Genomic DNA, 17182 nt, shown 5'->3' with positions numbered 1-17182 from the left:
CGTCCTGCTGTACCAACTCGAAGGAGAAACACCATGATCCCCAATCCGTTCAAGCGGCCTGCGCCGCACAAGCAACCGTTGTTCGCACCGAGTACGTTGAAGTTGAGCGAGAAGGTGCATTGGCTGGCCCGGCGAGGCCTGATCGACCCCTTGGCCTATGTCCAGCGCCATGTGCGCGGGGACTGGGGCGAGATCGATGAGGCCACACGCCAAGCCAACGACGTGGCGATCCAACAGGACAACCTAATGATCTCGCAGTTCAGGATCACGCCGGACCTGGCGCTGATCGTCAAGACCAGCGAGGACCACCAGACCACGGTGGTCCAGCTTCCCGAAGAGCGGGACCTGATCTGAGGCCCCACATCGTCATCCTCATCCACCTGACGGAGCCACTTCACTCCGGCAGGGGTGTCGTGGCTCAATGACTCATCAAGGAGGAGCCCATGGCATCGCATCGCATCGAAACCTACTGCCAGCGGCTGGCGTTCCCCATCGGGGCGCTCATCTTCAGCAGAGGTGTAGACCGCCTGGTCCGCGCGGGTCGCCTGGACCCGATCCCGTACTTCAGGCGCCACACCCGTGGCGACTGGGGCGACGTCAACATCCAGCAATGGCAGACGAACAGCAGCGCGCTTCAATCGGGCGCGTCGCTGGAATCGCACTACGTGATCCATCCGGGGCTCGCCATTCGCATCGTCACCGATTCGCAGCGCTGCGCAACCGTCATCGTGCTTCCGTCCGAAGACTGAGCACGGTTCACCTGCGGGCCGCCCAGGCCAGCACCTTCAACCACCCTCAGCCACGCGTCGATTCTCTTCCCACCACGGGGCATGCCATTGCCCCGCTGGGGGTGGTGCATGCCCCATTTTTCTTTGGAGCATCACCATGTCCCTCGATCTCGAAACCACTGCCGCTGAATCCGCGCCCGTACAGGGCGAACTGCTCGACGCGGAATCTTCCCCTCTGACCCTGAGCCTTCAGGATTTTGTCGGCGAGTTCGGCGACGAACTACTCGACGCCCTCAACAGCGCTAATCCGCCGGTCTATACCGGCCAACCGCAGGCGCACCGGCAACTGGTGGTCGCCAGCCTCAAGCGCAAGCTGTTCCCAGCCCAGGCCGAAGTCGTCCACGCCGCCGCCGAGCTGCTGATCGACCGTGGCGAACGTGCTGCGATCGTCAATGGCGAGATGGGCTGCGGCAAGACGACCGTCGGCATTGCCACGGCCGCCGTGCTCAACGCCGAAGGCTATCGCCGCACTCTGGTGCTGTCGCCGCCCCACCTGGTTTACAAGTGGCGGCGCGAGATCCAGGAGACGGTGGCCGGTGCCAAGGTGTGGGTACTCAACGGGCCGGATACGCTCGTCAAGCTCATCAAGCTGCGCGAGCAGTTGGGCGTGCAGCCCACGGGCCAGGAGTTCTTCGTCCTGGGGCGCGTCAGGATGCGGATGGGCTTTCACTGGAAGCCTGTCTTCACCACGCGGCGCACCCGCCACGGCGACGTGGCGGCCTGCCCGGACTGCGGCACGGTCATCACCGACCTCGACGGCGAGCCGGTCAACCCGATCGCGCTCCAAGCCGAGGAGTGCCGCAGGAAGTGCGGCCACTGCGCCGCGCCCCTGTGGACACTGATCCGCCCGCGCAGTCTGTCCGGCAGCGACCAGTCCTCGGCCGTGCTCAAAGCCTTAAAGCGCATACCGACCATCGGAGAGGTCACCGCGCAGAAGCTGATGCAAAAGTTCGGTGACGGGTTCCTGGCGTCGATGCTCGGCGACAACATCCATGAGTTCATCAACCTCATGGATGGCAACGGCGAGCTGGTGTTTTCCGACCGTCAGGCCACGCGCATGGAACGTGCGATGGCCAACATGGAGTTCGGCTTTGGCGAGGGCGGCTATCAGCCGTCCGAGTTCATCAAACGCTACCTGCCGCAAGGCACGTTCGACCTGCTCATCGCCGATGAGGCACATGAGTACAAGAACGGGGGCAGTGCCCAGGGCCAGGCCATGGGCGTGCTGGCGGCGAAGGCTCGCAAGACCTTGCTGCTGACCGGCACGTTGATGGGCGGCTACGGGGACGACCTGTTCCACCTGCTGTTCCGAGCCCTTCCGGGGCGGATGATCGAAGACGGCTACCGCCCGACCACGAGCGGCAGCATGACCTCGGCTGCGATGGCGTTCATGCGCGATCACGGGGTGTTGAAGGACATCTACTCCGAGAGCACCGGCACGGCGCACAAGACGGCCAAGGGCACCAAGGTATCGGTGCGCACGGTCAAGGCCCCGGGGTTTGGCCCCAAGGGCGTGCTGCGCTGCATCCTGCCGTTCACGATCTTTCTCAAGCTCAAGGACATCGGTGGCAACGTCCTGCCGCCGTATGACGAGGAGTTCCGTGAAGTCGCGATGGACACGGCGCAAGCCGCGGCCTACCGCGATCTGGCGGGTCGGCTGACCGCGGAGCTGAAACAGGCTCTGGCGCGACGCGATACGACCTTGCTGGGTGTGGTCCTCAACGTGCTGCTGGCCTGGCCGGATTGCTGCTTCCGGTCGGAGACCGTGGTGCATCCGCGCACGCGCAACACCTTGGCGTTTGTCCCGGCTCAGTTCAACGAGTTCGAGATCAGCCCCAAGGAGCGTGAGCTGATCGACATCTGCAAAGAGGAGAAGGCGCAGGGCCGCAAGGTCCTGGCCTACACGGTCTATACCGGCACGCGCGACACCACGTCGCGCCTGAAGGTGTTGCTGGAGCAGGAAGGCTTCAAGGTGGCGGTGCTGCGCGCGAGCGTGGATGCCAGCCGCCGCGAAGACTGGATCGCCGAGCAACTGGACCGTGGCATCGACGTGCTCATCACCAACCCCGAGTTGGTCAAGACGGGGCTGGACCTGTTGGAGTTCCCGACGATCGTGTTCATGCAGTCGGGCTACAACGTGTACTCGCTCCAGCAGGCGGCACGCCGCTCCTGGCGCATCGGGCAGAAGCAGCCCGTGCGTGTGATCTACCTCGGCTACGCCGGTTCCTCGCAGATGACCTGCCTGGAGCTGATGGCCAAGAAGATCATGGTCTCGCAGTCCACCTCGGGCGACGTGCCCGAATCCGGGCTCGATGTCCTGAACCAGGACGGTGATTCCGTCGAGGTCGCACTGGCCCGGCAGCTTGTCGCCGCATGACACGTTCCACTTACGGCCCTTCGGGGCCGTTTTTTTTGCCGCTCCCGGTAAATCGGACGCTGCCTGGTTCGCATTGTTTGCTGCCGCTCGCGGCCTGAGCGGCGATGGTGAGGGCTGGATGTTTCAGGACGCCGAGCTATGTGCCCCTCTCCACCGTGGTTTCACTATCCCGAACGCCGCCTTCTGGCGGGATTTCTCGGCCTGCTGTGGTCGGTGCTGGCCGGTGGCTGCGCGACGACGACTGCGCCGGTCGCGCCCGACACCATCGCGGAAGTCTTGGCCGCGCCTGAACCCGAGGCTTCCGAGTACATCCCGGTCGTGCGCTACGCCCGCTACACACTGGTCGAACTGGCACCCATGGCGGCGCAGCGCGACCTGTTGTTGCAGACCATCGACGTGTCCATGCCCGAGGATGCCCGCGCCACGGTCGGGGATGGGCTTCGGCACGTGCTCAAACGCAGCGGCTATGGCCTGTGCCAGACCGCGCATGCCGTGATCGAGCTGTACGCGCTGCCGTTGCCGGCGGTACACCTGCACCTCGGCCCCATGACCTTGCGCGATGCGCTGCTCACGCTGGCTGGCCCGGCCTGGGAACTGCACGCGGATGACCGCGCACGGCAAATCTGCTTCGAGCGGCCCGGCGATCGCGCGGTCGCCGAGTCCCCATCCGAGCCACCCGCCACCGAGGCGGTGCAGACGTTCCCGCTGGCACCCATGGTTTCGGGAGGCCAGCCATGAACGCCCCGCAACCTGCCCAGCGATCGACCGCCGCCGTGGTGGTGCAGAGCCTGATGTGGCTCTGGTTGATCTTCCTCAGCGTCTTGGCGGCCCTGGGCTACCAGGCCCTCAGCGACCAGGCCGACCAGGAGCGGCTGGATTCCCGCCTGCAACGCCTGGAAGCGCAGGCAACTGGCTTGGCCGAGACGATCGAGGCCATCCAGCAGCGCCCGGCCGTCGCGACGGACGCTGACCTCAAAGACACCCGCCAGATTCTGGAAGCACGCGCGGCCCAGGTCGAGAAATCTCTCAGTGGCTACGCAGCGGCCGACGACCTCCAGGCGCTGCGCGCGGAGGTCGAGCAGATCAAGGCGCGCCAAGCCGCCGCGCGTGCCACCGCACCCGCCCAGCGGCGCGCATCGCGCACGTCCGCCGCCTCCAAGACCGAGCTGCCGCCGCTGCCATTCCGCGTCGTCGGCGCCGAACTGCGCGCCGGCCAGCGCAGCGTGTCCGTCGCGCCGAGCATCGGGGACTTCACGCCCGCCCAACTTCAGGTGCTGCTGCCCGGGGATGCGGTCGGCCCGTGGCGCCTGCAGGCGATCGAGGGCAACACCGCAGTGTTCCAGGCCGGCAACCAGACCCGCCGCGTGGCGATTCCCTGACCGGAGCACCCCATGAAGCCGTCGATCCTCCTTTTCGCGGTCCTGGTGGCGTCGTCGCAATGGCCCGCCTGGGCGCAGCAGCCCGCAACGACCTCGGCGCGCAACGCACAGAGCCAGGAGCGCCCGCTGGCCGCCCGCGTGCTGGACGACCGGGTGGCAACCGAATGGGGCTTGCAGCCACAAGAATGGGCACGCTACCGCGAGCTGATGGATGGGCCGCTGGGTATCTACTCGCCCAACCTGGACCCGCTGTCCGCCCTGGGCATCGAAGCTCGCACGGACGAAGAACGGCGCCGCTATGCGGAACTGCAGGTGCAGGTGGAAGCGCGCCGCGTCGAGAAGCTGCTCGCCTACCAGCGCGCCTACGACGAGGCCTGGCAGCGCCTGAATCCGGGGATGCAGCGCGTGAACCTGCCCGACGACAAGCCGGGCGCCGGCCCATCCAGCAGTCCCTTGCGCGGCAGCGGCCGCATGGCGGTGTTCGTCAAGGACGGCTGCGCAGCCTGCGGACAGCTCGTGCAGCGCCTGCAATCCTCGGGCGCGGAGTTCGACCTGTACATGGTGGGCAGCCGCCAGGATGACGCGCGCATCCGCGACTGGGCCAAGCGCGCGCAGATCGACCCGGCGCGCGTGCGCGCCGGCAGCATCACGCTCAACCACGACGGCGGCCGCTGGCTGTCACTGGGCCTGCCCGGCGATCTGCCCGCCGCCGTGCGCGAAGTGAACGGCCAATGGCAGCGCCAGCCGTAGCCATGCCCCTGCGCGCACTGGTGCTCACTGCCGGCCTGTATGCCGTTGCCGCCCTGGCCCAGGAGGTTCCGCCACCGGCTTACCAGCTTGCCGCCCAGCGCGCAGGCATCCCCTCGACCGTGCTCTACGCCGTGGCCTTGCAGGAGAGCGGCATCCGGCGCAACGGGCGCCTGGTGCCGTGGCCGTGGTCCCTCAACGTCGCCGGCCAGTCGCGCCGCTTCGCCACGCGCGCCGACGCCTGCGCTGGCCTGCAGCAGGCGATGCGCGCCACGCCGCACACGCGCATTGATGCGGGCCTGGGCCAGATCAACCTCGGCTACCACAAGCACCGCTTTACCGGCGCGTGCGACCTGCTGGATCCGTATCGCAACCTGGCCGTTGCCGCCGAGATCCTGAAGGAGCAGCACACCCCCGGCGAGGACTGGCTGCTGGCGATCGGCCGCTACCACCGCCCCGCAGGCGGCGAGCCCGCCGCCCGCTATCGGCGCAGCGTGTCGCGCCACCTTGCCCGCGTGCAGGGCACGCGACCAGCCGCCGCGGTCCTCGCGGCGCGCCAGGAGACCTCCCCATGACGAAACCCCATCCCGCCCATCTCGCGTTCACGGGCCTACTCATGCTGCTGTCAGGCCTGCCGCTGGCCTCGCGTGCCGGCGAGCCACTGATCGTTGTCGAGGACCGTGGCGGCACGTCGGCATTGCCGTACTACGAAGCCCTGAATCTCCAGCCGCGCGCCAACGCACCGGCGCGGCCGTCCATCCCGACGCCCCAGGTTCCTGCCACACGGGCGGACGAAGCCGCGATGCTGCCGGTGCGCAGCGCCAAGCTCACGCCCGGCACCGTCGCGCGACGGGTGATCGAAGCGCCCGGCCTGCGGCCGTTCGTGGTCATCGGCGACGACGAGGCTTCCCGGGCCTGGTTGCAGCGCCGCGCCGCCGCTTTGCGCGAACGTGGCGCGGTCGGCCTGGTCGTCAACGTCGAGACCGCGCAGGGCCTGGCGCGGCTGCGCGCCCTGGTGCCGGGCGTGCCGCTCGCGCCCGTGGCCGGCGACGACCTGGCCGATCGCCTGGGCCTGCGGCACTACCCGGCGCTGATCACGGCCACCGGCATCGAGCAATGAAGCCATGTCGGGCAAACAGCCGGTCGAGGTTCTGCTACGCCCAGCGGTGGAGCTATACACCGTCGCGGCGTGTGCAGGCGCCGCGTTTCTGTGCCTGGTGGCCCCATGGTCGCTCGCGCTGAGCCCGGCCATGGGCATCGGCAGCGCCTTGGCGTTCGGCGCCTACGGCGCGATCCGCTACCGCGATGCCCGCATCATCCTGCGCTACCGGCGCAACATCCGCCGTCTGCCGCGTTACGTGATGACCAGCAAGGACGTGCCGGTCAGCCAGCAGCGCCTATTCGTGGGGCGCGGGTTCCTGTGGGAGCAGAAACACACCCATAGGCTCATGCAGACGTACCGGCCGGAGTTTCGGCGCTACGTCGAGCCGACGCCGGCCTATCGGCTGGCGCGCAGGCTGGAGGAACGGCTGGAGTTCGCGCCGTTCCCGCTGTCCCGGCTGTCGAAACTCACCGGCTGGGACGTACCTTGCAACCCGGTGCGGCCGCTGCCGCCAGTGGGCGGCCTGCCGCGCCTGCACGGAATCGAACCGGAGGAGGTGGACGTCAGCCTGCCGCTGGGCGAGCGCGTCGGGCACTCGCTGGTACTGGGCACCACGCGCGTGGGCAAGACCCGGTTGGCCGAGTTGTTCGTCACGCAGGACATCCGGCGCACGAACTCTGCGGGCGAGCACGAGGTCGTGATCTTCATCGACCCCAAAGGAGATGCCGATCTCCTGAAGCGGATGTATGTCGAGGCCAAGCGCGCGGGCCGCGAAGGCGAGTTCTATGTCTTCCATTTGGGCTGGCCGGACATTTCCGCGCGCTACAACGCCGTAGGCCGCTTCGGTCGCATCTCGGAAGTCGCCACCCGCATCGCGGGCCAGCTCTCCGGCGAAGGCAACAGCGCAGCCTTCAGGGAGTTCGCGTGGCGCTTCGTCAACATCATCGCCCGCGCCCTGGTGGAACTGGGGCAGCGCCCGGACTACATGCTGATCCAGCGGCACGTCATCAACATCGACGCGCTGTTCATCGAGTACGCCCAGCACTACTTCGCCAAGACCGAGCCCAAGGCCTGGGAGGTGATCGTTCAGATCGAGGCCAAGCTCAATGAGAAGAACATCCCGCGCAACATGATCGGGCGCGAGAAGCGCGTGGTGGCGCTGGAGCAGTACCTCTCCCAGGCCCGCAACTACGACCCGGTGCTGGACGGCCTGCGCTCTGCCGTCCGCTACGACAAGACGTACTTCGACAAGATCGTCGCCAGCCTGCTGCCGCTGCTGGAGAAGCTCACCAGCGGGAAGATTTCCCAGCTTCTGGCCCCGAATTATTCCGACCTGGCCGACCCGCGCCCGATCTTCGATTGGATGCAGGTCATCCGAAAGCGCGCCGTCGTCTACGTGGGCCTGGACGCGCTGTCCGACGCCGAGGTCGCCGCAGCGGTCGGCAATTCCATGTTCTCCGACCTGGTTTCGGTCGCAGGCCACATCTACAAGCACGGGATTGACGATGGCTTGCCGGGCGCTTCAGCCGGTGCGCGCGTGCCGATCAATGTCCACGCCGACGAGTTCAACGAATTGATGGGCGATGAGTTCATCCCATTGATCAACAAGGGCGGTGGCGCAGGCCTCCAGGTCACCGCGTACACGCAGACCCTCTCGGACATCGAGGCCCGCATTGGCAACCGCGCCAAGGCCGGTCAGGTGATCGGCAACTTCAACAACCTGTTCATGCTGCGCGTGCGCGAGACCGCGACCGCTGAACTGCTGACCCGGCAACTACCGAAGGTCGAGGTCTATACGACCACCATCGTCAGCGGCGCGACCGACAGCTCGGACATTCGCGGGGCGACGGATTTCACGTCGAACACCCAGGACCGCATCAGCATGTCCAGCGTGCCGATGATCGAGCCGTCGCACGTCGTCGGCTTGCCCAAGGGCCAGTGCTTCGCGTTGTTGCAGGGTGGTCAGCTTTGGAAAGTGCGCATGCCGCTGCCGGCGCCGGACCCGGACGAGGTGATGCCGGCGGACTTGCAGCAACTGGCCGGGTACATGCGCCAGAGCTACAGCGAAGCCACGCAGTGGTGGGAGTTCACCAGTTCTCCGGCCCCGCAGGACGGGGCTTTGCCCAAGGACCTGCTGGATGAGGCTACGCCGACCGAAGCTGGCCCGGCAGCCACCGACGACAGCGCCGGCAACGAGGCCTCGTCATGAAGGACGCCGCCTCGACCGCGCAGCGGGAGCAGAACCAGCGCCAGGGCCTGATCGTCGGCACCATCACCTTGCCGTTCCGGCTGCTCGGGGTGCTGATCGGCTCGCTGCTGTTCTCGATCGTGGTCGAGTGCGTCGGCATGCACCTGTTCTGGAAGGACCAAGGCTGGCGCCACTCCCAGCAGATGTTGCAGTACGAGCTGGGGCATTTGTCCAACCATTTCACGCGCAGCGTCGTCGTGCAGGAGCCGGGCCGAACGGCGCACGAGCTGGTGGATACCGGCTACGAATGGGTGTTCGTGCGCTCGGGGCTGCTGGAGCGCATGAGCCAGACCGCCGAGCGCGCCCGCGCGCCCAGCCATGGGCAGACCCGCAACTTCCGGTACTACATCAGCCAGGTCTATGTCTGGACCGAGAGCTACCTGATCGCTGCGGCCTTCACGACGCTCACTTTCCTGGTGCGCCTGCTGGTCCTGGTGCTCACGCTGCCGCTGATCTTCACCGCGGCATTCGTCGGTCTGATCGACGGCCTGGTACGGCGGGACGTGCGCCGGTTCGGCGCGGGCCGGGAATCCGGTTTCATCTACCACCGGGCGAAGGCGAGCCTGATGCCGCTGGCCGTGTTGCCGTGGGTCACGTACCTGGCCTTGCCGATCTCGGTGCATCCACTCCTGATCCTGCTGCCGAGCGCCGCCTTGCTGGGACTGGCCGTGAGCCTGACCGCAGGCAGCTTCAAGAAGTACCTCTAGACCATCAATCCGGTCATCCGCAGGTTCCTATTGTTTGCGGCCTAAAAGCCCCTCGTTGCCCACGATCAACCCATTGCTGATCACACAGGAATGGCGCGATGTTGGCTCCGATCTGGCAGCGCGCCGCGCATCGCGGCGTGCCCACTTTTTTCGTGACGGCCCTCCTGCTGGGCCAGTCCCCGATGACATTGGCCGAGCCCCCCGCGCAGCGCCAGGAGCTGGTCGCCGCGCTGCGTCAACTCGACGCGCTGGAGCGCACCGTCACCAACAGCGCCGCGCATGCCCCCATCCAGCCGGGCGAGCGCTACCACTTCGATTACCCGCGGCTGCTGGCTGACTTGGCGCGCGTGCGCGCCGGCATCCAGGCCCACCTCACACCGTCGCGTGCCCAGCCGCGCGACCCCGCTGAACTGGCTGGCGACTACCGCACCGAGCGGACCGTCGCTCCATCGCCGACGACCGCGGAGGCCAAGCCATGAACGGCGCCCAGGTCTCGGCATTTCAAGCCAACAGCGGCATCGCGCCTTCGGCGATGGCGACCGTCCTGGTCGGCGTCGTGTTCGCGGTCCTGCTCGTCTGGGGCGTCTGGGCCATCCGAACGGCCTACGTGGGGTGGTCAGAGAGCCGCCTCAACCAGCGCCAGTTCCTCGGCGTCTGCATCCGCTTTGTCGCGATGTACCTCGTCCTGAGTTTCTTCCTCCTCTCCTGACCTGAAAGGCCTGACCATGCAAAACCGCATCCTCACGTCCCGTTTTTCCCAGCGTGCCGCCGTGGCCCTGGGCGCCGCCGCGCTGCCCGCGCTGTCGTTCGCGCAGGGGCTGCCGCAACTGGAGAACCCGACCCGCGGCACCGGCAACGGCATCATGGAAACGATCCGCAACTACGGCTACGACATCATCATGCTCGTGGCCCTGCTGGTCGTGGCGTCGATGTTTATCGGCGTCTGCTACCACGCCTACGGCACCTACGCGGAGATCCACACCGGCCGCAAGACGTGGGGCCAGTTCGGCCTCACGGTCGCCATCGGCGCCGTGCTGCTCGTGATCGGCATCTGGCTGCTCACCGAAGCCACCGGCATCCTGTAAGGCGAGGCTGGTATGTCCGAGCAGCAGCACGTCCGTGCGGACGGGACGGTCACGTTCCTTCCGCACCGGCTCAACCGCCATCCCGTTGTTGTGCGCGGCCTCACCGCCGACGAGCTGTGGATCTGCTGCGGCCTGTCCGGCGCCGCCGGCCTGCTGGTCGGTGCGCCGCTGTCCTGGGTGTTCCGCACGATCGCGCTCGCGCCCACGTTCGTCGTGCTGGGCGTGGCCTTCGGCGTCTTCATCGGGGGCGGCATCCTGCGTCGCCTCAAGCGCGGGCGCCCCGACACCTGGCTGTACCGGCAACTGCAATGGCGCATCGCCACGCGCCACCCGCTGGCGGCGGGCTGGGTGGGCGGCCATGTGCTGATCTCACGCTCCGGCTTCTGGACCACCCGAAGGTCTGTTGCAAGGGGGGCACGATGAGCCGCTTCAAGAACGAGATCACCCATCTGCAGGCGCACATCAAGACGCTCCGCCTGGGTGCCGGCGCGCTGGTCATCGTCGCTCTGGTCATGGGCGGCGGCTGGTGGAGCGCGCCGCGCGACCTAACCATCCACGTCCCGCCCGACCTGCGCTCCGGCAGTACCCGCAAGTGGTGGGAAGTTCCGCCCGAATCGGTCTATGCGTTCACGTTCTACGTGTTCCAGACCCTCAACCGCTGGCCGACGAACGGCGAAGAGGACTACGCGCGCAACCTCCACACGCTCTCGCCGTACCTCACCCCGTCCTGCCAGGCCTTCCTGCGGGCGGACTACGACTATCGCCGCAGCACGGGCGAGCTGCGCCAGCGCGTGCGCGGTATCTACGAAATCCCCGGCCGCGGCTACGGCGACGACCCCACGGCGCGCGTGCGCGTGGTCTCCGACCGCGACTGGGTGGTGAGGCTGGACATCACCGCCGACGAGTACTACGGCGCCGAGCAGGTCAAGCGGGCCTTGGTGCGCTACCCGGTGAAGGTCACGCGGGTGGACGTTGATCCCGCCCGCAACCCGTTCGGTCTGGCGCTTGACTGCTACGACGGTGCCCCCCAGCGCATCAGCGCCCCGGAGCCGTCGCGCCCGGCGCCTGGCGGCCTGTCTCCGCAAGCGCCCCAAGGAGGAAACACCCCATGAAGCATCCTGTATTCACGCTGCTTGGGCTGTTAGCCGTGGCTGCCTCGGCCACCATGCCCGCCGCTGTCCAGGCGGTCGAAATTCTGCGCTGGGAACGCATGCCGCTCGCGGTGCCGCTGAGGGTGGGCCAAGAGCGCATCGTGTTCATCGACCGGAACGTCCGCGTGGGCGTGCCTGCGGGCGCGGGCGAACGCCTGCGCGTGCAGAGCGCGGGCGGCGCGGTGTACCTGCGCGCCAGCGAACCGATCGAGCCCACGCGGCTGCAACTGCAGGACGCCGACACGGGCGCGCTGATCCTGCTCGACATCGCGGCCGAGCCGCCCAAGGACGGCGAGGCCGAGCTGGAGCCGGTGCGCATCGTCGAGGGCAGCAGCACCCCGGCGCGCTACGGCGATCAGGCAGGCGGTGCCGATGAGGCCCCGGCACGCGCCCAGGATCAGACAGGCGCTCAAGCGGCGCGGCGCGAAACCCCCGTGCCGGTCGTCCTGACGCGCTTCGCTGCGCAGAACCTCTATGCGCCGCTGCGCACCGTGGAGCCGCTGCCGGGTGTCATGCGGGTCAACCTGCGCCGTGACCTCGACCTCGGCACGCTGATGCCGACGCTGCCGGTGCGCGCGGTCGCGCTCGCGTCGTGGCGTCTGGAAGACCAGTGGGTCACTGCCGTGCGCTTGACCAACACCGGCGCGGGCAGGATCACGCTCGACCCGCGCGTGCTGCAAGGCGACTTCCTCACCGCCACCTTCCAGCACGAGGCGCTCGGCCCGCGCGGAACGCCCGAGGACACGACCGTCCTGTACCTGGTGACGCGAGGGCACGGCCTGGCGCAGTCGCTGCTGCCGGCGATCCACCGCTTCGACCCGGCCGTGCATCTGCCGCAACCGGAAGCTGAAGCCGGCGACGGCAAGGAGGCCCGCCATGCGCAGTAACGGCTTGCTCAAGTGGCTGATGATCCCGGTCGCCTTGCTAGTGCTGTTCGTCGCCATCCGGTTGTTTTCGGGTGGAAGCTCGTCGGCGCCGCTCGCCCCGGATGCCGGCGCCAAGCTCACACCCGAGGAAATGAAGGCGTTGGGCATCGAAGGCGATACCCCCCGCGATACAGTGGCAACGCTCGTCGCCCAGGTAAAGCAGTTGCGCACCGAGCTTCAGACCGCGCTGACCGACAACAAGTCGCAGCGCGAGGAAAACCAGCGGCTGCGCCAGCGCGAGAACTCCATCGATCAGCGCATCAATTCGGCCCTCGAATCCGAGCGCTCCAACCTGCGCCGCGACCAGGAACAGGCGGCCAGCGCGCGCCAGCAGACCGAAGGGCTGCTCGCCGACCTGCAGCGGCGTCTGGACAGCATCGGCGGGCGCGGCGGCGGCCATGCCGATCTGCCCGTGGGCCTGGGGCTGCGCGATGGCGACGAGGCCGACATGGAAGGCGGCATGCGCTGGGTCGAACCGGACGACGCGAAGAAGGCCGAGGGACGCAACGGCAGTCGTGGCACGGGCAGCGGCATGAGCTTCCCGACGAGCTTCGGCCCGGCGCAAAGCACGCTGGAAACGACCGCGGAAACCGTGGCGAACGCCGGCGCACGTGCGGCAGGCGTCAAGAGCGCCAAGCCGGTCTATACCGTGCCAACCAACTCAACGCTGATGGGGTCGGTCGCGATGACCGCGCTGATCGGTCGTGTGCCGATCGACGGGACGGTGAACGATCCGTACCCCTTCAAGGTGCTGGTCGGCCCGGACAACCTCACGGCCAACGGGATTGATATTCCCGACGTGGCCGGCGCCGTGTTCAGCGGAACCGCATCGGGTGACTGGACGCTCTCGTGCGTGCGCGGCCAGGTACGCAGCATCACCTTCGTCTTCAACGACGGCACGATCCGCACCATCCCCGAAGACCGCGAAGGCAACCAGCAGAACAACCAGCAGCGCGACGGCCTGGGCTGGATCAGCGATCCGCACGGCATCCCCTGCGTCAGTGGCGAACGGCGCAGCAACGCCCAGCAGTACCTCGGCTCGCAGGCCCTGATCACGGCGGCCGGTGCCGGCGTGGCCTCGCTCATCGAGAGCGACAGCGGCCGCATGTCCTACGTCGGCTCGGACGGCGCCATCGGCACCGTGGGCATCAGCGGCAAGGAAGCAGTCGGCCAGATCCTCGCGGGCGGCGTCCGGGACATGTCGGCCTGGGTCAACAAGCTCTACGGCCAGGCCTTCGCCTCCGTCTATGTCCAGCCTGGTGCCAAGGTTGCCGTCCACCTCGAAAAGCCGCTGGCCATCGATCACGACCCCGAAGGCCGGCGCGTCGATCACCGTGCAGGAGAAAGCCATGCGCTCGAACTCGATTAAGGGCCTCGCGCTGGCCGCGGCCGTCGCCGTGCTCGGCGGTTGCGCCACCAGCAAGGAAGAACTGCTGACCCATAGCGACCGCACCATGATGGACATCTGGCAGCAGGAAACGGGTGGCGGCGGCAGTGGCACCGGCCAGGTCGCGCGCCGGCAGTTGCTCGACGCGCGCCAGAGCCTGCGCCGGCCGCTGACCGACGCCGATGTGCAGGCTGCGCCCGTCGAGCAGATGCGCTACACGCGCTTGGCGCGCAACGAGGTTTATCGCCAGTTCCAGCGCCTGCCCAACCCCGATCTCGTCATGTATGTGTACCCGCACCTAGCGGGCACGGACCCCGTGCCGGTTCCGGGCTACACGACGGTCTTCCCGCTGTACCAGCGCGTGCAGTACGCCATGCCCGGTGAACGGCTGGAGGACTATTGATGCGCTGGAAACTTCCCTGGCCGAAGCTGGCCGCATCCGGCACCGGCGACGAAGAGAAGCCGGACGGCTGGCAGCGCCACGTCGAGGCCTTGCGCCAGGCCGGCGTCCCTGAACCCGGCGCAGCGGTCCAGGGCCGCAGGCCGGCGACGGTAGCCGACGAGCAGGCGCTGTACGACGTCGCGCCGTCGTTCGCGGAACTGCTGCCTTGGGTGGAGTTCTTGCCGCAGTCGAAGTCCATGCTGCTGGAGGATGGGCAGTCGGTCGCTGCCTTCTACGAGCTGGTGCCGCTGGGCACCGAGGGGCGGGAGCCCGGCTGGCTCGCGCATGCCCGCGATGCCTTGGAGAACGCGCTCCAGGACTCGTTCGATGAGCTGGACGAGAACCCCTGGGTGCTCCAGCTCTACGCCCAGGACGAGCCCAGCTTCGACCAGTACATGCAGACCCTGCGCGACTATGTGCAGCCGCGCGCCCGCGATACTGCGTTCACCGAGTTCTACCTGCGCTTCTTCGGCCACCATCTGCGCGCGGTCGCCAAGCCGGGCGGCCTGTTCGAGGACACGGTGGTCACGCGGCTGCGCTGGCGCGGCCAGACGCGGCGGGTGCGCATGGTGATCTATCGCCGTGCCACCGGGCAGGCAAGCCGCCGCGGCCAGACGCCCGAGCAGATGCTGAACATCGTCTGCGACCGCCTGTGCGGCGGCCTGGCGAACGCCGGCATCCAGGCACGGCGCATGGTCGCAGCCGACGTCCACGACTGGCTGCTGCGGTGGTTCAATCCGCGCCCCGCGATGCTCGGGCCTGGAGCCGAGGATCAGGAGCGCTTCTATGCACTGGCGCGCTACCCCGACAGCACCGAAGAAAGCGAGGCCGGCGAAATCGAGCTGGCGAGCGGGCGGGATTTCAGTCAGCGGCTGTTCTTCGGCCAGCCACGCTCCGACGTGGAGCACGGCACCTGGTATTTCGACGGCATGCCGCACCGCGTGCTGATCACCGACCGGCTGCGCATGCCGCCCGGCACCGGACACCTGACCGGCGAGACCCGCAAAGGGGATGCCATCAACACGCTGTTCGACCAGATGCCGGAAGACACCTTGCTGTGTCTCACGATGGTCGCCACGCCGCAGGATGTCCTGGAAGCGGATCTCAACCACCTGGCGAAGAAGGCCGTGGGCGAGACGCTGGCGTCGGAGCAGACGTTGAAGGACGTGCAGGAAGCCCGCTCCCTCATCGGCAGCGCGCACAAGCTCTACCGGGGGACGCTGGCATTCTACCTGCGCGGACGCGACGAAGCGGAACTGGACCGGCGCGGCCTGGACCTGGCGAACGTGATGCTCAATGCTGGCTTGCAGCCGGTGCGCGAGGACGACGAGGTGGCGCCGCTCAACAGCTACTTGCGGTGGCTGCCATGCTGCTACAACCCCGGCCAGGATCGGCGCAAGTGGTACACCCAACTGATGTTCGCTCAGCACGCGGCGAACCTGTCGCCGGTGTGGGGCCGCGCTCAAGGTACGGGGCACCCGGGCATCACGATGTTCAACCGCGGTGGCGGGCCGATCACCTTCGACCCGCTCAGCCGCCTGGATCGGCAGATGAACGCCCATCTGTTCCTGTTCGGCCCCACCGGCTCCGGCAAGAGCGCCACGCTCAACAACCTCTTGAATCAGGTCACGGCCATCTACCGACCGCGGCTGTTCATCGTGGAGGCTGGCAACAGCTTCGGCCTGTTCAGCGACTTCGCACGCAGGCTCGGGCTGACGGTAAACCGGGTCAAGCTGGCCCCAGGTTCGGGCATCAGCCTCGCGCCATTCGCAGACGCGCGTCGGCTGATCGAGACGCCCAGCGACGTGCAGACGCTCGACGCCGACGCGCTGGATGAAGACCCGCCACCAGATGCCTCGGCCATGGAGGCGGACGAGCAGCGCGACGTGCTCGGCGAACTGGAGATCACGGCGCGGCTGATGATCACGGGCGGAGAGGACAAGGAGGAAGCCCGGATGACACGGGCTGACCGCTCGCTGATCCGTCAGTGCATCCTCGACGCCGCCGAGCACTGCGTGGCCGACAAACGCACGGTGCTTACGCGCGACGTGCGCAACGCGTTGCGCGCCCGCGGCCAGGACCCGACGCTGCCCGAAATGCGCCGCGTGCGGCTGCTGGAGATGGCGGATGCGATGGACATGTTCTGTCAAGGCACGGACGGCGAAATGTTCGACCGCGACGGCACGCCGTGGCCCGAAGCCGACATCACCTTGGTTGACCTCGCGACATACGCCCGCGAGGGCTACAACGCGCAGCTCTCCATCGCTTACATCAGCCTGATCAGCACGGTGAACAACATCGCCGAGCGCGACCAATACCTTGGACGCCCGATCATCAACGTCACCGACGAAGGACACATCATCACGAAGAACCCACTGCTCGCGCCCTACGTGGTCAAGATCACGAAGATGTGGCGCAAGCTGGGCGCATGGTTCTGGTTGGCCACGCAGAACATCGACGATCTGCCGCGCGCAGCTGAGCCCATGCTCAACATGATCGAGTGGTGGATCTGCTTGTCGATGCCCCCGGATGAGGTGGAGAAGATCGCGCGGTTCCGCGAACTCAGCCCAGCACAGAAGGCGCTAATGTTGTCGGCGCGCAAAGAGGCGGGGAAATTCACCGAGGGCGTCATCCTCTCCAAGAGCATGGAAGTGCTGTTCCGTGCCGTGCCGCCGAGCCTGTACCTCGCGCTCGCGCAGACCGAACCCGAAGAGAAGGCCGAGCGCTACCAGCTCATGCAGCAATACGGCTGCTCCGAACTGGAGGCGGCCTTCAAGGTGGCCGAGAAGATCGACCAGGCACGCGGCATCGATTCGCCAGCCCTGGAACTGCCCTACTAAGCC

19 protein-coding genes are annotated in these 17182 nt (G+C 67.5%); all 19 read left to right on the top strand.

Translation table 11 applies throughout. The annotated features are described in order from the left end of the window. Positions 1 to 33 precede the first annotated feature (33 nt). Positions 34 to 354, top strand: a complete 321-nt coding sequence (locus P2T68_RS10935; protein WP_003116818.1) for a hypothetical protein — start codon at positions 34 to 36, stop codon at positions 352 to 354. A gap of 89 nt (positions 355 to 443) precedes the next feature. Continuing rightward, positions 444 to 749, top strand: a complete 306-nt coding sequence (locus P2T68_RS10930; protein ID WP_003116817.1) for a hypothetical protein — start codon at positions 444 to 446, stop codon at positions 747 to 749. A gap of 136 nt (positions 750 to 885) precedes the next feature. After that, positions 886 to 3165 carry a helicase-related protein gene (locus P2T68_RS10925; protein WP_004350563.1) on the top strand — a complete coding sequence of 760 codons (2280 nt, stop codon included), beginning with the start codon at positions 886 to 888 and terminating at the stop codon, positions 3163 to 3165. A gap of 138 nt (positions 3166 to 3303) precedes the next feature. Beyond that, the gene (locus tag P2T68_RS10920) at positions 3304 to 3903 is read left to right on the top strand and encodes a PilL N-terminal domain-containing protein (RefSeq protein ID WP_003098890.1); all 600 of its coding nucleotides are present in this window, start codon (positions 3304 to 3306) and stop codon (positions 3901 to 3903) included. Further along, the gene (locus tag P2T68_RS10915; protein WP_003098888.1) at positions 3900 to 4544 is read left to right on the top strand and encodes a hypothetical protein; all 645 of its coding nucleotides are present in this window, start codon (positions 3900 to 3902) and stop codon (positions 4542 to 4544) included. The genes P2T68_RS10920 and P2T68_RS10915 overlap by 4 nt, the downstream gene beginning before the upstream one ends. 12 nt (positions 4545 to 4556) lie before the next feature. Continuing rightward, positions 4557 to 5294: a TIGR03759 family integrating conjugative element protein gene (locus tag P2T68_RS10910; protein ID WP_003098886.1), complete on the top strand. Its 738-nt coding sequence runs from the start codon at positions 4557 to 4559 to the stop codon at positions 5292 to 5294. Then, a complete protein-coding gene (locus tag P2T68_RS10905) occupies positions 5276 to 5866 on the top strand; it encodes a transglycosylase SLT domain-containing protein (protein ID WP_003109780.1) in 591 nt (196 codons plus the stop codon). Before P2T68_RS10910 ends, P2T68_RS10905 begins: the two co-directional genes overlap by 19 nt. After that, positions 5863 to 6411 carry an integrating conjugative element protein gene (locus P2T68_RS10900; protein WP_003109779.1) on the top strand — a complete coding sequence of 183 codons (549 nt, stop codon included), beginning with the start codon at positions 5863 to 5865 and terminating at the stop codon, positions 6409 to 6411. The genes P2T68_RS10905 and P2T68_RS10900 overlap by 4 nt, the downstream gene beginning before the upstream one ends. Positions 6412 to 6415: 4 nt before the next feature. Next, a complete protein-coding gene (gene traD, locus P2T68_RS10895) occupies positions 6416 to 8602 on the top strand; it encodes a type IV conjugative transfer system coupling protein TraD (protein ID WP_058143965.1) in 2187 nt (728 codons plus the stop codon). Continuing rightward, the gene (locus tag P2T68_RS10890; protein ID WP_017640428.1) at positions 8599 to 9348 is read left to right on the top strand and encodes a TIGR03747 family integrating conjugative element membrane protein; all 750 of its coding nucleotides are present in this window, start codon (positions 8599 to 8601) and stop codon (positions 9346 to 9348) included. The genes traD and P2T68_RS10890 overlap by 4 nt, the downstream gene beginning before the upstream one ends. Before the next feature lie 98 nt (positions 9349 to 9446). Continuing rightward, positions 9447 to 9827 carry an RAQPRD family integrative conjugative element protein gene (locus P2T68_RS10885; RefSeq protein ID WP_017640429.1) on the top strand — a complete coding sequence of 127 codons (381 nt, stop codon included), beginning with the start codon at positions 9447 to 9449 and terminating at the stop codon, positions 9825 to 9827. After that, positions 9824 to 10057, top strand: a complete 234-nt coding sequence (locus P2T68_RS10880) for a TIGR03758 family integrating conjugative element protein (RefSeq protein ID WP_003050225.1) — start codon at positions 9824 to 9826, stop codon at positions 10055 to 10057. Before P2T68_RS10885 ends, P2T68_RS10880 begins: the two co-directional genes overlap by 4 nt. Before the next feature lie 16 nt (positions 10058 to 10073). Next, a complete protein-coding gene (locus P2T68_RS10875) occupies positions 10074 to 10433 on the top strand; it encodes a TIGR03745 family integrating conjugative element membrane protein (protein WP_017640430.1) in 360 nt (119 codons plus the stop codon). A 12-nt stretch (positions 10434 to 10445) separates the two neighbouring features. Next, positions 10446 to 10856 carry a TIGR03750 family conjugal transfer protein gene (locus P2T68_RS10870; RefSeq protein WP_004566561.1) on the top strand — a complete coding sequence of 137 codons (411 nt, stop codon included), beginning with the start codon at positions 10446 to 10448 and terminating at the stop codon, positions 10854 to 10856. Beyond that, on the top strand, positions 10853 to 11545 hold the full coding sequence (locus P2T68_RS10865) for a PFL_4703 family integrating conjugative element protein (protein WP_017640431.1): 693 nt from the start codon (positions 10853 to 10855) through the stop codon (positions 11543 to 11545). The genes P2T68_RS10870 and P2T68_RS10865 overlap by 4 nt, the downstream gene beginning before the upstream one ends. Then, the gene (locus tag P2T68_RS10860; RefSeq protein ID WP_017640432.1) at positions 11542 to 12471 is read left to right on the top strand and encodes a TIGR03749 family integrating conjugative element protein; all 930 of its coding nucleotides are present in this window, start codon (positions 11542 to 11544) and stop codon (positions 12469 to 12471) included. The genes P2T68_RS10865 and P2T68_RS10860 overlap by 4 nt, the downstream gene beginning before the upstream one ends. Further along, positions 12461 to 13879, top strand: a complete 1419-nt coding sequence (locus P2T68_RS10855) for a TIGR03752 family integrating conjugative element protein (RefSeq protein ID WP_047219621.1) — start codon at positions 12461 to 12463, stop codon at positions 13877 to 13879. Before P2T68_RS10860 ends, P2T68_RS10855 begins: the two co-directional genes overlap by 11 nt. Continuing rightward, positions 13860 to 14300 (top strand): TIGR03751 family conjugal transfer lipoprotein, encoded by a 441-nt coding sequence (locus tag P2T68_RS10850; protein WP_017640434.1) that lies wholly within the window; start codon positions 13860 to 13862, stop codon positions 14298 to 14300. Before P2T68_RS10855 ends, P2T68_RS10850 begins: the two co-directional genes overlap by 20 nt. After that, on the top strand, positions 14300 to 17179 hold the full coding sequence (locus P2T68_RS10845) for a conjugative transfer ATPase (RefSeq protein WP_017640435.1): 2880 nt from the start codon (positions 14300 to 14302) through the stop codon (positions 17177 to 17179). Before P2T68_RS10850 ends, P2T68_RS10845 begins: the two co-directional genes overlap by 1 nt. The last annotated feature ends 3 nt before the right edge of the window (positions 17180 to 17182 follow it).

Source organism: Pseudomonas sp. G11, assembly GCF_029457515.1.
Taxonomy (GTDB): Bacteria; Pseudomonadota; Gammaproteobacteria; order Pseudomonadales; family Pseudomonadaceae; genus Aquipseudomonas; species Aquipseudomonas gorinensis.
The sequence above is the reverse complement of the archived record's forward strand: the minus strand, read 5'-3'. Positions and strand labels throughout refer to the sequence as shown.

Bases quoted from the DNA above. Each gene is read 5' to 3' on its own strand.
- P2T68_RS10935 (WP_003116818.1), top strand. From the start codon at position 34: ATGATCCCCAATCCGTTCAAGCGGCCTGCGCCGCACAAGCAACCGTTG.
- P2T68_RS10930 (WP_003116817.1), top strand. From the start codon at position 444: ATGGCATCGCATCGCATCGAAACCTACTGCCAGCGGCTGGCGTTCCCC.
- P2T68_RS10925 (WP_004350563.1), top strand. From the start codon at position 886: ATGTCCCTCGATCTCGAAACCACTGCCGCTGAATCCGCGCCCGTACAG.
- P2T68_RS10920 (WP_003098890.1), top strand. From the start codon at position 3,304: ATGTGCCCCTCTCCACCGTGGTTTCACTATCCCGAACGCCGCCTTCTG.
- P2T68_RS10915 (WP_003098888.1), top strand. From the start codon at position 3,900: ATGAACGCCCCGCAACCTGCCCAGCGATCGACCGCCGCCGTGGTGGTG.
- P2T68_RS10910 (WP_003098886.1), top strand. From the start codon at position 4,557: ATGAAGCCGTCGATCCTCCTTTTCGCGGTCCTGGTGGCGTCGTCGCAA.
- P2T68_RS10905 (WP_003109780.1), top strand. From the start codon at position 5,276: ATGGCAGCGCCAGCCGTAGCCATGCCCCTGCGCGCACTGGTGCTCACT.
- P2T68_RS10900 (WP_003109779.1), top strand. From the start codon at position 5,863: ATGACGAAACCCCATCCCGCCCATCTCGCGTTCACGGGCCTACTCATG.
- traD (WP_058143965.1), top strand. From the start codon at position 6,416: ATGTCGGGCAAACAGCCGGTCGAGGTTCTGCTACGCCCAGCGGTGGAG.
- P2T68_RS10890 (WP_017640428.1), top strand. From the start codon at position 8,599: ATGAAGGACGCCGCCTCGACCGCGCAGCGGGAGCAGAACCAGCGCCAG.
- P2T68_RS10885 (WP_017640429.1), top strand. From the start codon at position 9,447: ATGTTGGCTCCGATCTGGCAGCGCGCCGCGCATCGCGGCGTGCCCACT.
- P2T68_RS10880 (WP_003050225.1), top strand. From the start codon at position 9,824: ATGAACGGCGCCCAGGTCTCGGCATTTCAAGCCAACAGCGGCATCGCG.
- P2T68_RS10875 (WP_017640430.1), top strand. From the start codon at position 10,074: ATGCAAAACCGCATCCTCACGTCCCGTTTTTCCCAGCGTGCCGCCGTG.
- P2T68_RS10870 (WP_004566561.1), top strand. From the start codon at position 10,446: ATGTCCGAGCAGCAGCACGTCCGTGCGGACGGGACGGTCACGTTCCTT.
- P2T68_RS10865 (WP_017640431.1), top strand. From the start codon at position 10,853: ATGAGCCGCTTCAAGAACGAGATCACCCATCTGCAGGCGCACATCAAG.
- P2T68_RS10860 (WP_017640432.1), top strand. From the start codon at position 11,542: ATGAAGCATCCTGTATTCACGCTGCTTGGGCTGTTAGCCGTGGCTGCC.
- P2T68_RS10855 (WP_047219621.1), top strand. From the start codon at position 12,461: ATGCGCAGTAACGGCTTGCTCAAGTGGCTGATGATCCCGGTCGCCTTG.
- P2T68_RS10850 (WP_017640434.1), top strand. From the start codon at position 13,860: ATGCGCTCGAACTCGATTAAGGGCCTCGCGCTGGCCGCGGCCGTCGCC.
- P2T68_RS10845 (WP_017640435.1), top strand. From the start codon at position 14,300: ATGCGCTGGAAACTTCCCTGGCCGAAGCTGGCCGCATCCGGCACCGGC.